The organism is Bradyrhizobium sp. JYMT SZCCT0428 (genome assembly GCF_018131075.1).
Taxonomy (GTDB): Bacteria; Pseudomonadota; Alphaproteobacteria; order Rhizobiales; family Xanthobacteraceae; genus Bradyrhizobium.
Genome location: NZ_JAFCLS010000027.1, coordinates 1 through 13,756 on the forward strand (window position 1 = coordinate 1; position 13,756 = coordinate 13,756).

The 13,756-nt window shown below is 59.8% G+C and carries 12 protein-coding genes and 2 pseudogenes; 6 read left to right on the forward strand and 8 right to left on the reverse strand.

Going from position 1 to position 13,756, the window contains the following annotated elements:
* Both JQ575_RS25470 and JQ575_RS25475 read left to right on the forward strand, forming a co-directional pair.
* A pseudogene (locus JQ575_RS25470) lies at positions 1 to 219 on the forward strand (ABC transporter ATP-binding protein); the annotation flags it as partial.
* Between the two features lie 1,279 nt (positions 220 to 1,498).
* Entirely contained in the window at positions 1,499 to 2,053 is a 555-nt protein-coding gene (locus JQ575_RS25475) for a DNA ligase (RefSeq protein ID WP_312016023.1), read from the forward strand.
* A 1,079-nt stretch (positions 2,054 to 3,132) separates the two neighbouring features.
* Here the strand turns inward: JQ575_RS25475 and JQ575_RS46560 are convergent.
* Positions 3,133 to 3,420 carry a helix-turn-helix domain-containing protein gene (locus tag JQ575_RS46560; RefSeq protein ID WP_409364820.1) on the reverse strand — a complete coding sequence of 96 codons (288 nt, stop codon included), beginning with the start codon at positions 3,418 to 3,420 and terminating at the stop codon, positions 3,133 to 3,135.
* 822 nt (positions 3,421 to 4,242) lie between these two features.
* Positions 4,243 to 4,512 (reverse strand): hypothetical protein, encoded by a 270-nt coding sequence (locus JQ575_RS25485; protein WP_212035890.1) that lies wholly within the window; start codon positions 4,510 to 4,512, stop codon positions 4,243 to 4,245.
* A 277-nt stretch (positions 4,513 to 4,789) separates the two neighbouring features.
* On the opposite strand from JQ575_RS25485, the gene hspD reads away from it, so the two are divergent.
* The 4 genes from hspD to rpoH all read left to right on the forward strand — a co-directional run bounded on the left by hspD (position 4,790) and on the right by rpoH (position 7,404).
* Entirely contained in the window at positions 4,790 to 5,245 is a 456-nt protein-coding gene (gene hspD / locus JQ575_RS25490; RefSeq protein ID WP_212035891.1) for a small heat shock protein HspD, read from the forward strand.
* A gap of 67 nt (positions 5,246 to 5,312) precedes the next feature.
* Positions 5,313 to 5,633 carry a hypothetical protein gene (locus tag JQ575_RS25495; RefSeq protein WP_212035892.1) on the forward strand — a complete coding sequence of 107 codons (321 nt, stop codon included), beginning with the start codon at positions 5,313 to 5,315 and terminating at the stop codon, positions 5,631 to 5,633.
* Positions 5,634 to 5,888: 255 nt separating this feature from the next.
* Positions 5,889 to 6,089, forward strand: coding sequence for a hypothetical protein (locus JQ575_RS25500; protein WP_212035893.1), 201 nt, complete (start codon positions 5,889 to 5,891; stop codon positions 6,087 to 6,089).
* Between the two features lie 436 nt (positions 6,090 to 6,525).
* Entirely contained in the window at positions 6,526 to 7,404 is an 879-nt protein-coding gene (gene rpoH / locus JQ575_RS25505; RefSeq protein WP_212035984.1) for an RNA polymerase sigma factor RpoH, read from the forward strand.
* Positions 7,405 to 7,942: 538 nt separating this feature from the next.
* Here rpoH and JQ575_RS44880 read toward each other — a convergent pair.
* From JQ575_RS44880 to JQ575_RS25530, 6 genes and pseudogenes are all read right to left on the reverse strand, one after another.
* Positions 7,943 to 8,069: pseudogene (locus JQ575_RS44880) on the reverse strand (aminotransferase class III-fold pyridoxal phosphate-dependent enzyme); the annotation flags it as partial.
* Positions 8,070 to 8,174: 105 nt separating this feature from the next.
* The gene (locus JQ575_RS25510; RefSeq protein WP_212035894.1) at positions 8,175 to 9,602 is read right to left on the reverse strand and encodes a gamma-aminobutyraldehyde dehydrogenase; all 1,428 of its coding nucleotides are present in this window, start codon (positions 9,600 to 9,602) and stop codon (positions 8,175 to 8,177) included.
* 24 nt (positions 9,603 to 9,626) lie between these two features.
* Entirely contained in the window at positions 9,627 to 10,442 is an 816-nt protein-coding gene (locus tag JQ575_RS25515) for an ABC transporter permease (RefSeq protein ID WP_212035895.1), read from the reverse strand.
* The gene (locus JQ575_RS25520) at positions 10,432 to 11,400 is read right to left on the reverse strand and encodes an ABC transporter permease (protein ID WP_212035896.1); all 969 of its coding nucleotides are present in this window, start codon (positions 11,398 to 11,400) and stop codon (positions 10,432 to 10,434) included. The genes JQ575_RS25515 and JQ575_RS25520 overlap by 11 nt, the downstream gene beginning before the upstream one ends.
* Positions 11,397 to 12,395, reverse strand: a complete 999-nt coding sequence (locus tag JQ575_RS25525; protein ID WP_212035897.1) for an ABC transporter ATP-binding protein — start codon at positions 12,393 to 12,395, stop codon at positions 11,397 to 11,399. The genes JQ575_RS25520 and JQ575_RS25525 overlap by 4 nt, the downstream gene beginning before the upstream one ends.
* 131 nt (positions 12,396 to 12,526) lie before the next feature.
* On the reverse strand, positions 12,527 to 13,684 hold the full coding sequence (locus tag JQ575_RS25530) for an ABC transporter substrate-binding protein (protein ID WP_212035898.1): 1,158 nt from the start codon (positions 13,682 to 13,684) through the stop codon (positions 12,527 to 12,529).
* Positions 13,685 to 13,756: the final 72 nt, after the last annotated feature.

Below are 13,756 nucleotides of genomic sequence, written 5' to 3' on the forward strand. Positions count from 1 at the left end.
GCGCTTATGCTTGGTACCCGGCTGCTTATCCTGGATGAGCCATTTCAGGGTCTCGCGCCTGTCTTGGCGCAGCGATATGCGGAAGCACTCCGGCGGTTTCGTTCGCAGGACAAGGACATTACCCTGCTAATCACCGAGTCGAACCCAAAGCTGCTCGAGACATTCGCCGACGTGACGCTCACCATTGAAAGAGGTGAGATCGAGGGCCCGCCAAGCTAATTGAAGATGCGGTGTTGGAGCCGCCGGCCTAAGCAGACCTCGTCGTCAATGTCTCCTGGGGGCACATATGGAACCCCTGGCGGTTTCCTGAAACAGCGTCCGCTTCCTGGACGAAAGCAGAGACTGCCACGTGTGGCTTCCAGTGCTCAAAAAAACGGCTCCAGTTCGTTTTTCGCGGATGGTCTCCAGGCTCCCATTTCGATTGTGAGTAGGCCGAAAGTCTCCGGGGCTGAAAACGAGGCTGTCGAGGCGAAGTTCTCTTGATATTTCAAAGGCTGAAGCTCAATCGGGAATGTCTGAGTTCGATCCCTCCCAAGCAGCCAGCCATTCGCTCAACCACAGAGAGTGTACTTGTGTTGGTTAAAAGTACCGCATTTTATAGAGTTTTTGTGCGACTGTCTAAAGTCTCCGGTCTCCAGAAACCGGCAACCTTGGCGAGAAATTGTCGAAAGTCTCCAGCCCAAACTGCCGAAATTACCGTTTTCGTGGAGACGATCGGCGGAGACTGGTTCGATCGCCACTGGACGGTGGGGATGGCAGTGAATTTTGGACCGGTTCAAACCGTTTGAACGAGGATGGTCGCCCATTCCTATACTATCTATCGGGCGACGGACTTGCGACACGTCCCACTAAAGAGGCCGTTCGGCGCGCTGTCGCCTTCGGCGCCTTGAGCGCGCGCCTCACTCCGCTCATCAAGGGACGAATAGGAGGTGCACGGCGAAGCTACTCGTTGACGGCTGTGACGTGGAGATTTGGCTAGGCACCGTGAAGAACTAAGGCCCGCCTCACTTGGCGGCTGACAAAAGAAACGGCCCCAGCGGAGGAGGAAGGCTGGGCCGTCGTTCTACCGATGCCAGTTTGGCGGCGTGGCATCCGGTAGTTTCAAAATATCGTGCCCACTCAATTGATCGTGCTCGCTTTGCTTACGATGAGAGAAACGGCCCCAGCGCGGGGCTGGGTCGAGCTGGGGCCATTCTAGGAACGGTGCAGCAGCTCCCACGGCGCGCCGTTCGCAAAAAGTGCAGCACATTTACCGCGCTGGAGCTGGTCAATTTTGACCACTCGCAAAATAAATCACCCAACCCAAGTGGCAACTTACCACAAATAGATTCGAGCGCCTCGGCCATGCTCTCAACCGCCAGGGGTTAGCGCCGGCTCTCCCGAGTAGCGGATATCGCATCCCGATGCGGGACGTCATGACTTGCTCGACGTGATGACCTGGAAATCCGGCGTGAGCCACCATCTTTCACCGTACGTTGTATGAATTTCGCTGCCGACCGTGGCAGCCCGAGTTCCGACCGGCCCCGACTGGTTTCACGAAATCAAATATGACGGCTACCGGCTGATGCTGGTCCGGCAGGACGACCGCGTGCGCCTCACGACAAAAGGCGGCCACGATTGGTCGAAACGCTTACCCTGGATTGTCGAGACGGCGCGCCAGATAAGGCAAAAGCATTTCGTGCTCGATGGTGAGGGCGTGGTGCTCGGTGTCGTCCGATTTCAACGCGCTGCACTCGCGCAAGCACGACGCCGGGGGGCAGTTCTATGCCTTCGACATGCTGGCCGGCGACGGCGACGACCACCGCAAGCTGCCGCTATCGATGCGAAAGACCAACCTTCGCGGCTCGGCTGTTGGCGCGGCGCGCCGAGGGCATTTTTGTCGCGCCCCATCGAACAGGTTGACGTCGGCACCGACCTATTCCGGGCATTGTGCGGCATGGGCCTGGAAGGGCTCATCAGCAAGCATCGTGAGCGCGCGTATCGCGCTGGCCGGTCGGCACACTGGATCAAGGTCAAGAACCGCCGGCACCCGGCGACGAGCCGCGAGTTTTGACTTCCGCGGCGGCCTCGGTGAGCGACCGCACCGGGCGCAAAATGTGCTCGACGGGATTGCCGCTTATAAGCGCCAATGCCTGGATTGGCGCGGGCCCCGCTCCATCCGGGAGCTGAAAGTGAGCTGTTGTAAAAACGCGGGTCTGGTTTTCCCGGGTTCGTCGCGCCGCGACCGTTGACAGGACTCGAACAGGGGTTACCGTGGACAAGTGAGGCCCGCCGCCCCAGGTCACCCCAGAGCGGCGGTCTCGCTACCAGGTCTGCGATAATCGAAGCCGTCCTCGCTCATAACGAGGGCGGCTTTTCGCAGACCCTGCCCGCCGAACATGACGAAGCAGTTCAAAGTAGCGTGAGGCATTCCAGGGGGGACCGCAAGGTGGCGCGGTCGTGAACCCACACCCGGAAATACGCATAACACGAAGGCGTGAATACGAGGCGGCACATAGCCGGGTTTCGGGTTTGGTCGCCGACGGTTTGGGTGCGGGGGTACGCCGCATCAACGGCGCGTGAGGTGTGGGGTGGTTCACACTTAAGAACGGCGAGTTCATTTACACGATGCCGTGGTCCCGAGAGATAGCAATGCCGCTATTCAACCAGTTAACTTGGCGAGGAATTGGCGCCACGCTGGCGCTCATATTGGTCGCGCTCGCGTTCGCGGTTGTTGGTTATGCGGAATGGTCATCGCAGACCGCGTTTGACGACTTTCTAACCGCGAGCACGCCTTCGTTGTCTGATCAAAACCAGTCCGCCGACACGCCGATCCCGCCTAATAAGGGGCAACCGAGCTGCTACCGGAACAAAGGGGCGTGGCCAGCTGCGTCCCAGTGACTTCCGTTCGACGCGATCGCTATCCCGCCTAACCAGGCGCGGTTGCCGGCGGTTCGGTGGCGCGAAAAGGCTCGCAACCGGATTTCGTAGGCTTGCCGCGGCCGACGTCGCTTACTGCTTGCCGGCCAAACAGGCTCGCAGATCAGGACATCATCAGGAAGGTGACCGCGGCACATCGCTTACCCTCAACATTGCAGTCGTTGTAAAGCATCGTCAAAAGCCAATTATGGGCTGACTGTCTGGGGGAGGGGGTCAGTCGGCCATTGCGAGCCAAGATCGCAGTGATAGTTGACGGCGCGGGCACGACTGCGGCACCCAAAAATTCAAGATGTGAAGCAATTCTTCGACCGTCCCACCGAGGGTGATCCGCTCGTACGGACAAGGACAGCCAGTTCGGCTGCCTTGGAGGAGCGCGACGGTCTGTGCCGAGGGGGCACGCGAGCGATCTCGCAAGCCTTTTTCGCCTTCCGCTCGGTACCTGCCTAAGGTCTGATAACCAGTTTTCGGGCTAATGTTAAATTGCCTGCAAGCAGCGTACATTTGACCTCGGAGGTAACGCAAGCATGACAAAATTGCCCTGCGCCTCGCAAATGGAGCTTGTCGTCCATGGCATGTAAGCCTCCCAAACCGATTTGTTGGACTGACCCTTGCCGGAATATGTTGTCACCGACCTCGACGATGCGCGAATCCGATCTTGGCGGCGCTTAAGTGGACTTCGCGCTTTGGGTTGAGACGAAGCAGACTGCATGGGGTGCCATCCCGTGCTCGAAAAAAGGCCCTAGTTCGTTTTTCAAGGATAGTCTCCCAGGCTCCCACTTGGATTGTGAGAAGGCCGAAAAGTCTCCTGTAGAGGTTTTCGAGGCAAAATTCTCTTGATATTTCAAAGGCCGAAACTCAATCGCGAATGTCTAAGTTCGATCCCTCCCAAGGCAGCCATGCAGTCACTCAACTAGAGAGAGTGTGCCAGTATCGGTTGAAAGTACCGCATATTATAGGGTTTTCGTGCGATTGTCCAAAGTCTCTGGTCTCCGGAAATCGGCAACCTTGGCGAGAAATTGCCGAAAGTCTCCAGCCCAAACCGCAGAAATTCCCGTTTTCATGGAGACGATTGGCGGAGACAGGTTCGAGCACCACTGAGCGGTAGGGTTGGCAGATGACCACCGCGATTACCGGGGCAAATCTGAGCCAAGCTAAAGTCGCGCGCGAGCCTTCTCTAATGCCTAGCGAGCACCAACGAGCGTGCTTGCAGGATCATTCATCTTCGACGTCTACGGCTAAGCTGCGGTGGGGACGACCTTAGGTCGTCAGCCGTTACGTCAACCAGCGTGAAATCGGCGCCGGACGATTCCGCTAACGCGGCACTTAAACGCTATTCGGGTCCTTTGGGTGATACTCGACCTTCTTGGCCTCCAGCTCGTCGATTAGCTTCTGAGCACCATCGCGTTTAAGCAACTCTGGTGGCCCGGTAGGCTCCCACCTGCAACGAAGCAGGGCATCATGTGTGACAAGTGCGACGAGATCGACAAGACCATCTTGCGCTACCGAAATATTCAGCGGAGGGTTCTCGATCAAATGCTGTACGTCTACCGGGATATTTTGTTCCGCGAACTTCGTTAACGCGCGTTTGGACACTTTCTAAATCACCTTAGGACACAAGGCCTTAATCGGGCAGCAGCGAAAGGCCATGTAAGAACAAATCACGATTAGAAACATATTGGTGCCAACGGCCGAAATCGGGACCAAAAAAAATTTTGAAGGACCCCTTGAAACCAAAAACGGGTTTTTCTAGTTCTGGTGGCGTCACCATTGTGTGATTTCTGGGCGCCATTCGGGCCCAGAACAGGAAGAGACGGGCACCGGTCGTGTCCGGTGCCGCTCGTACCCATTTTGCTCTTAGGAGGATCTGGCTATGCGCACTTACGACTTCTCACCGCTCTGGCGTTCGACCATCGGCTTCGACCGCCTTTTCGACCTCGCAGAAACCGCTCAGCGCGGTGTCGAGGATAACTATCCGCCCTACAACATCGCCCGCCTCGATGACGACCGGTACCAGATCTCTCTGGCGGTTGCCGGCTTCTCCCCTGAAGAGATTTCGATCACGGCTGAGCAGAACGTCGTGACGATCGAGGGTAACAAGGCCGACAAGCCCGACGCCCAGTATCTCTATCGCGGCATTTCGACCCGCGGTTTCAAACGACAGTTCAACTTGGCCGACTACGTCAGGGTCAAGAACGCGTCCTTTGACAATGGCCTGCTCAAGATCGAGCTATTCCGCGAAATCCCTGAGGCCATGAAGCCGCGACGGATCGCGATCAATGAAACCACGCCGGGCAACGTGCAAAAGCTCGAGGCCAAAGCGGCTTAGGTTTCTGAAGGGGCGGCCTGGTCGAGAACCGGGCCGCCAATCACTCGTCGTTAGAAGGGAGATGACCATGCGGCCGACGACCGCCACGGGCGATAACGTGTTTGATTTTGAAGCCATCCTTCACCCCGGCATAGTCTTCGAACATCCCAGGGACGTTGTGGCTGATCCAGGCCTCACGTTGGGCGAAAAGCGGGCAATTCTTGCTTCGTGGGCCTCCGACGCTTCAGCGATTGCTTCATGCCCTGCGCTTCGGGCGCCGGCGGGCCTGAAAGCCCCCGTCAACATCGACACCGTATTGGAAGCGTTGTGCGAGCTTGACGGCAAACCCCGCGATCCTCCTGGCGGCAAGCCGAAACGACGCTTTTCCGTTTCCCGTGTAGCAGCCTAGACGAGGGAGCTATGGAGACGACCAGCCTTCCGTATCGCCACGGGAACGAACAAGTTTGGGCTGAGTGGCTTCAGCGCGAAGCCGCTTCGTGGATGGGCCACACGCGAGCCAGGCAATCAGGCCGTGTCAGCCTGCGAAACGCCCGAAAAATCCCGGTGACGGTCAAGCGTTCAAGTCAAGCGGCAAACGTCAACAATCGAGGAACGATCTCGCCGCAGCGTTCGCATTGCTGCAACTCCCCGCAGGGATAACAAAATGCTGGCGCGCTTGCGCGCGCACCGCAACAACATCCATCGCTACCGGAGGCTGCTGAAAACGGAGCTGTCGGACCTAGAGCGCGATTTCATTCTCCGGCGCCTGGAAGAGGAGGAAGGCTCGTTCAATCAACTCTCGGCAACTGCGTGTTCTGTGCCATTGGGTCGGGCGGCATCCATGCGGTCGGAAAGTCATGTTTGACGTTGATGCGTTGGTCGTGCGGGGACATGAGAAGGTTATACAACATTACCGCTGGCTACTGGACCGTTCGGCTGAACCAGAGCGTGTGGCTCTTCAGAAGCGGATGGAAAAGCGATGGCGGAGCTCAACCAGCATTTGGCTCTACGAGCGCCTGGCCGAGGAACACTCACGGGCTGACCAAAGCTATCGTCGGGCGGCGTAATGGCACCGGGAATTTCGATTCGTGATGAGCAATGGAAGAAAGGGATCTGGTCTGGGCTATGTTGGGAGTTGGGATTGCTGCGGTGATGCTCGTGGCAGGATTGCTGTTCCTCGTCACTCGAGAAGTGCCGGTCGCGCCGCCCCAGCCGGTACCAACGGTTACGTCGTTCATATCCGGCTTTACGCAGGCTGAAGTCCAATCAACCCAAGTCAAATCAACAGAGGCATCGTCATGATAGCTAACGCCAGAACCCTTCCAGCACTTTCAGGCGGACTTGCCCACTACCTCACCGAGATTCGCAAATTTCCGCTGCTTACCTGGGAAGATGAAGTCACGTATGCCCGCCGTTGCCGTGACCAAAACGACCGGGAAGCGGCCTATCAACTGGTTACGAGCCATTTGCGCTTGGTTGCCAAGATTGCGATGCGCTACCGCGGCTATGGGCTTCCCGTTGCCGATATCATCTCCGAAGGCAACGTCGGTTTGATGATTGCCGTGAAGCGGTTTGATCCTGACAGTGGCTTCCGCCTGGCGACCTATGCGATGTGGTGGATCAAGGCCCACATCCAGGACTACATCTTGCGCACCTGGTCATTGGTCAAGATCGGAGCGAGTTCGGCGCAAAAGAAACTTTTCTTCAAACTTCGGCAGACGAAAGCTCGGATCTCGGCGCCCGAAGACGGTGACTTGCGACCTGAACACGTTCAGTTGCTGGCCACTCGGCTGCAGGTCAACGAGCAAGAGGTGATTGACATGGACCGCCGGCTTCGCGGCGACGTATCGTTGAACGTTCCGGTTAACAACTTGGAAGAGGCGGGCGATTGGCAGGATTGGCTGGTAGATCCAACCGCCAGTCCTCAGGACGTCAGTGCCGAGGATGACGAATCAGGAAAACGCCGTCGCGCCCTCGCGGAGGCCTTGAAGATGCTTAGCGATCGTGAGCGCGATATCATCCAACGTCGGCACATGGCGGATGAAGCCGAGAACCTCGATTTTTTCGCCACCAAATATGGCATCTCCCGGGAACGCGTCAGGCAAATCGAGACGCGCGCTTTAGCCAAGCTCACGAAGTCTGTGAAGGACCGGTTTGCGAAACACGCTACGCAGCTTTAACGCGGGCTGAAGCATCTGTCCGACCCGACCTCGGGGGATTAATGTTGGTGGCGACGCTATTTTGCACAGCCTGATGCGACCGATTATGGCCTTTAGCTGACTTAAGGGAGGGGTGAGACGCTGTCCGCCTCTGGCCCGAAAAACGGCACTAATTCGTTTTTCGCGGTAGTCTCTAGGCTCCCACTTCGGGTGCAAGAAGGCCGGAAAGTCTCCGGGGGTCGAAAAGAGGCTTTCGAGGCGAAATTCTCTTGATATTTCAAAGGCCGAAACTCAATCGGGAATGTCTGAGTTCGATCCCTCCCAAGGCAGCCAGCCAGTCGCTCAACCAGAGAGGGTGGGCCCGTATTGGTTGAAAGTACCGCATTTTATAGGGTTTTTGTGCGGTTGTCCAAAGTCTCTAGTCTCCAGAAAACGGCAACCTTGGCGAGAATTTGCCGAAAGTCTCCAGCGCAAACCGCAAAAATTCCCGTTTTCGTGGAGACGATTGGGCGAGACAGGTTCGATCACTACTGAGCGGTAGCCACGGCACTCACTCGACCGCGAGCCTGACATAGTTCTCACAGGGCCGGACCTGGTGGCAGGTGTGCGTGAAGCGATCGAGCTGCGCTTGACGGCAGCCATAACTCCTGGGTGCCGGTGCCCGTGTTGACAACGGCAATGCCGCCGACGATGCGACAGCACAGCCCGCCTTCCAACGAGACCAGGCTGCCATCAGGAGCACGGCCGCCTCCAGGCGGTGGTGCGCGCCCAAGGCAGAACAAACCGTGCCACTACCCGTGCGCGACCATGACATGGCGCACGGCCGTGTAGTCTTCCAATGCGTAGAGCGACATGTCCTTGCCGTAACCCGATTGTTTGACCCCGCCATGCGGCATCTCGTTGGTCAGCATGAAATGCGTGTTGATCCAGGTGCAGCCGTATTGCAGCCGGGCCGCCGTCGCCATCGCGCGTCCCACGTCCTTTGTCCATACCGACGAGGCGAGCCCATAGTCGCTGTCATTGGCCCAGGCGACCGCATCATCGACATCCGTGAACCGGGTGACCGACACCACCGGCCCGAAAACTTCACGCCGCACGATCTCGTCGTTTTGCAATGCGCCCGCGACGACGGTCGGCTGGTAGTAGAAGCCGTTGCCCCCGCCGACCTTGCCGCCGGTCGTGACGGAGATATGTTTGAGTTCCGACGCACGCTCGACAAAGCTTGCGACACGATAGAGCTGACGCTGCGAGATCAAGGGGCCAATCTCGTTTTCGGTGTCGTCCGCGCGATCGTACTTGATCGTTGAAACGGCCGACGAGAGATCCGCAACCAGCTTCTCGTAAATCCCCTTGCCGGCATAGATGCGGCATGCGGCCGTGCAATCCTGGCCGGCATTGTAGTAACCGAAGGCGCGCAATCCGGTCACCACCGCTGCGAGATCGGCATCGTCGAAAACGATGACGGGCGCCTTGCCGCCAAGCTCCAGATGGGTGCGCTTCACCGACTTTGCCGCCGCCTGCAATACCTTCTTGCCGGTTGCGACGTCGCCCGTGATCGAGATCATGTTAACCTTGGGGTGGTTGATGAGCGCGTTGCCGACCGTGTCGCCGCGCCCGAGCACGACGTTGACCACGCCTTCGGGCAGGATGTCTGCCAGCACCCTGGCCAGTTTGAGCGCCGTCAGCGGCGTCTGCTCGGATGGCTTGAACACCACCGTGTTGCCCCCGGCGATGGCCGGCGCGAGCTTCCAGGCCATCATCATCAGCGGATAGTTCCACGGCGCGATGGATGCGACGATGCCGATCGGGTCGCGGCGGATCATCGAGGTGAAGCCTGCGAGATATTCCCCGGCGATTGCCCCGGGCATGGTACGGACTGCGCCGGCGAAGAACCGGTAGCAGTCGACGATCGCCGGCAGTTCGTCGTTGAGCACGGCGTTGATCGGCTTGCCGCAGTTGAGCGCCTCGAGCCTGGCAAACTCGCTGGCCTCCGCCTCGATACGGTCGGCGATGCGCAGGAGATAGGCCGAGCGCTGCGCAGGTGTCGTGCGCGACCAGGTCGCAAACGCTTTCTCGGCGGAGTCGACTGCCGCCTCGATCTGCTGCAGCGAGGCCTCGGGCATCTGCAGCACCGTCTCTCCAGTGCGCGGATTGAAGATGGGCTCTTCGGTTTCGGTTCCCTTTTCCAGCTTCGAGCCGATCAGCATCGACATATCCATGGCCCAGTCTCCTTCCTGCATTTTCTATTTGCCCGCGCCCGAGACTTGATCGCCCTCGCGCGTCAGGTAGTAGGCGGCGATGATCGGGAACAGCGTCACGAGCACCACGACCATCGCCACCACGTTCGTGACCGGCCGCTGACGCGGCCGCACCAGTTCTTCCAGCATCCAGATCGGCAGTGTCTGTTGCTGCCCGGCCGTGAAGGTGGTGACGATCACCTCGTCGAACGACAGCGCAAACGCCAGCATCCCGCCCGCGAGCAGCGCGGTGCCGATATTCGGCAGGACGACATGGCGAAAAGTCTGAAAGCCGTCGGCGCCGAGATCGTACGATGCCTCGATCAGCGAGCCGGCCGTGCGGCGGAAGCGCGCGACCGCGTTGTTGTAGACGACGACCACGCAGAACGTGGCGTGGCCGAGCACGATGGTCCACGTCGAGAACGGAATATCCATCAGCGAGAAGGCGGACCGCAACGAGATGCCGGTGATGATGCCGGGCAATGCGATCGGCAGTATGATCAGGAGCGAAATGACCTCGCGGCCGAAAAAGCGCGAACCGCTCACCGCAGCAGCGCACAATGTTCCGAGCACGAGCGCGATCAGGGTTGCGATCGCCGCGACTTTCACGGACGTCGTCAGCGCCTCCCAGACGTCGGGCCGATTCCAGGTTACCGCGAGCCACTGTGTCGTGAAGCCGGGCGGCGGCCATTGGTAGGTTTTGTCTTCGGTGGTGAACGCGTACACGAAGATCAGGAGGATCGGCACGTGCAGGAACAAAAGGCCGCCGGCGGCCGCCAGCTTCAGCCCGAACGGCGCGGATGCTTCGCGATCAGATCGCATCGAACGCCCCCATGCGCTTGGCCATCCACAGATAGAGGCCCATGACCACGATCGGCACGACGGTGAATGCGGCGGCGAGCGGGATGTTTCCGGCCGTTCCCTGATGGGCGTAGACGGCCTGCCCGATGAACAAATGCGAGGTGCCTATGATTTTCGGAATGATGTAGTCGCCAAGCGTAAGCGAGAACGTAAAGATCGATCCTGCGGCGACGCCCGGCAGCGCCAGCGGGAAGATCACGTTCCAGAAACTCTGCCCTGGCGAGGCTCCCAGATCAGCCGACGCCTCGATCAGGCTCACGGGAATGCGCTCGAGTGACGCCTGGATCGGCAGGATCATGAACGGCAGCCAGACATAGACGAATACGATGAACGTGCCCGTGGACGACACCGACAACGAGTTGCCGCCGACGATCGGCAGCGCCAGCCAGGCCTCGAGCAGGCCCGTCAGGTGCAGCTTTGCAAGCGCCCAGTTGAGAATGCCTTCCTTGGAGAGGATGAGCTTCCAGGCATAGACCTTGACCAGATAGCTCGACCACAGCGGCAGCATGATTGCGAGATAGAACAATGCCTTCCACTTGCCGCGGGCATAGCGGGCCGCATAATAGGCGATCGGAAACGCGACGATGGCGGATGCGATTGTCACCAGCGTGGCCATCACGACGGTGCGAATTATGATGTCCAGATTGGAAGGCTGCAGCAGTTCGCCGTAGGTCTTCAGCGTGAACTCACGCTTGATCATCCCCGAATATTCATCGATCGAGAAGAAGCTCTGCAGCAGCAGCGCAAACAGCGAGCCGAGGTAGACGATGCCGAGCCACAGAACCGGTGGCAGCAGCATCAGAAACAGCAAGAGCTTCGGCTTGCGCCAGAACAGATCGGACAGGGCGCCCAGCACGCCGTTGCGCGCGGTGAGGACCGCCGGCGCGCTCCGATCGCTCAGCGCAACCGTATCGCTCATGCGTCGGCCGCCATCACATGCAGCGCGTTGGCGCCAAAGGAAAGCACAACGTCCGCTCCCTGCTCCGGCACGATCGCGCCGACCGGTACCGTCGCGTGCAGTCGCAATCCTTCGGCGTCCAGTCCGAGCCGCGTCGCCGCGCCGGTATAGCTCACCGACACCACGCGCGCCGGGATGCCCGTGCCGTTGGTCTCGGTGCTGACGCGGATCGCCTCCGGCCTCAGGCTGCCCCAGCCGTCGCGCTGGCAATGGCGTTTGACGAAATCCGGCGGCACGACATTGGAGGAGCCGACGAAATCGGCCACGAACCGCGAGGCCGGGCGGGCGTAGATGTCCTGCGGCGTGCCCACCTGCATGATGCGGCCGTCGTTGAAGACGGCGACGCGATCCGCCATCGACAGCGCTTCGCCCTGGTCATGCGTCACGAAGATGAACGTGATCCCGAGCGTTTTCTGCAGCGCCTTCAGCTCTTCCTGCATGTTCTCGCGCAGTTTCAGGTCGAGCGCGCCAAGCGGTTCGTCCAGCAGCAGCACCTTGGGCCGGTTGACGAGGGCACGCGCCAGCGCAACACGCTGGCGTTGCCCGCCGGAGAGCTGCCCGGGCTTGCGCGTGCCGTAGCCCGGCAGGCGGACCAGCGCCAGCGCGTCCTCCGCAGTCCGGATCCGCTCTATCCTGGGGACACCTTTCACCTTCAGGCCGTAGGCCACATTGTCCAGCACGTTCATGTGCGGGAACAGGGCGTAGTCCTGGAACACGGTGTTGACGTTGCGCCGATACGGCGGAACGCCCTCGGCACGTTCGCCGAAGATCGAAATGGCGCCCGTAGTCGGCTGTTCGAAACCGGCGATGAGGCGAAGGCAGGTGGTCTTGCCCGACCCGGACGGCCCGAGCATGGCGAAGAACTCGCCGGGCTGCACCACGAGGTCGACCTGGTCGACCGCTTTAACGCTGCCGAAATGGCGCGATACGTTCTCGAATGAAACGGCGGCGATCATGCTTTGCCCGCGTTGCTCGTATGATCCGGCGCTCGGCGCACGGCGCCCGTCGTTGGCCAGTGGCGGCAACCCTCAAGGGGTCGTCGCGCCTGGCCACCTTTGCCGCGGAATTTGCTCCGCGGCGTCAGGCTTCAGCGCCCGCCGATGACGCCGATATAGTCCGACACCCAGCGATAGTAGGGCACGCACTTGTCGCCCTGCGTCGCGCATTTCGTCGTCGGCGTCGTCCAGAAGCGAACCTTCGAGAAGTTGTCGAAGCCGTTGGTCGAGCAACCCTCCTTGGTCTGCATGCCGCGTCCGTCCGTGCACGCCGCCGGGACCGCCGGATTGGCTCCGAACCAGGCCGAGAGGTCGCTCTGCAGGTTGGATGCCAGCGAATGCTCAATCCACATGTAGGAGCAGTTCGGATTCTTTGAGTCGACGTGCATCATGGTCGTGTCGGCCCACCCGGTGACACCCTCGTCCGGGACCACCGATGCGATCGGTTGGTTCTGGCTCTTGAGCAGGTTGACCTGGAATGGCCACGAGCCCGACGCGACGACGCCTTCGTTCTTGAAATCGTCGATCTGGATGAAGGCATCGTGCCAGTAGCGGCCGACCAGCTTGCGCTGGGCGCGCAACAGTTCGAGCGCGGCCTTGTACTGCGCTTCGGTCAGCTCATAGGGGCTCTTGATGCCAAGATCGGGCTTGTGCGTCATGAGATAGAGCGCCGCGTCTGCGATGTGGATGGGGCCGTCATAGGCCTGGACGCGCCCCTTGTTCGGTTTGCCGTCCGGCAGCGCCATCTCCTCGAACACCACCTTCCAGCTCTTCGGTGGGTCCTTGAAGACCTTGGTGTTGTACATCAGCACGTTCGGCCCCCACATGTAGGGAACGCCGTACTGCACGCCGTCGACCGTGTGCCAGGGCGCCTTCTTGAGGCGATCGTCGATCGTTCCCCAGCTCTTGATGAGGCTGATGTTGATCGGCTGCACCCGCTTGCCGGCAACGAGCCGCAATGAGGCATCGCCCGATGCGGTGACGAGGTCGAAGCCGCCTTCATTCATCAACGCCACCATCTCGTCGGAGGTGTTGGCGGTCTTTACATTGACCTTGCAACCGGAAGCTTGTTCGAACTTTGTGACCCAATCGAACTTCTTGTCGGTCTCACCGCGCTCGATATAGCCCGGCCAGGCGACGATGGTGAGTTGCCCTTCGGCCTTCCCGATTTCCTTGATTTGCGCCGCGGATGGATGCGCAAACGCCAGCGCCAACGTCACGCCGCTCAGCAGTGCGAGTTTCGACTTCATCAACACCTCCCAGGTCCAGACGGCTGCATGTTCGAGGCAGCACGGTCCTCGCACCGAGCGTGTCGGTAAACG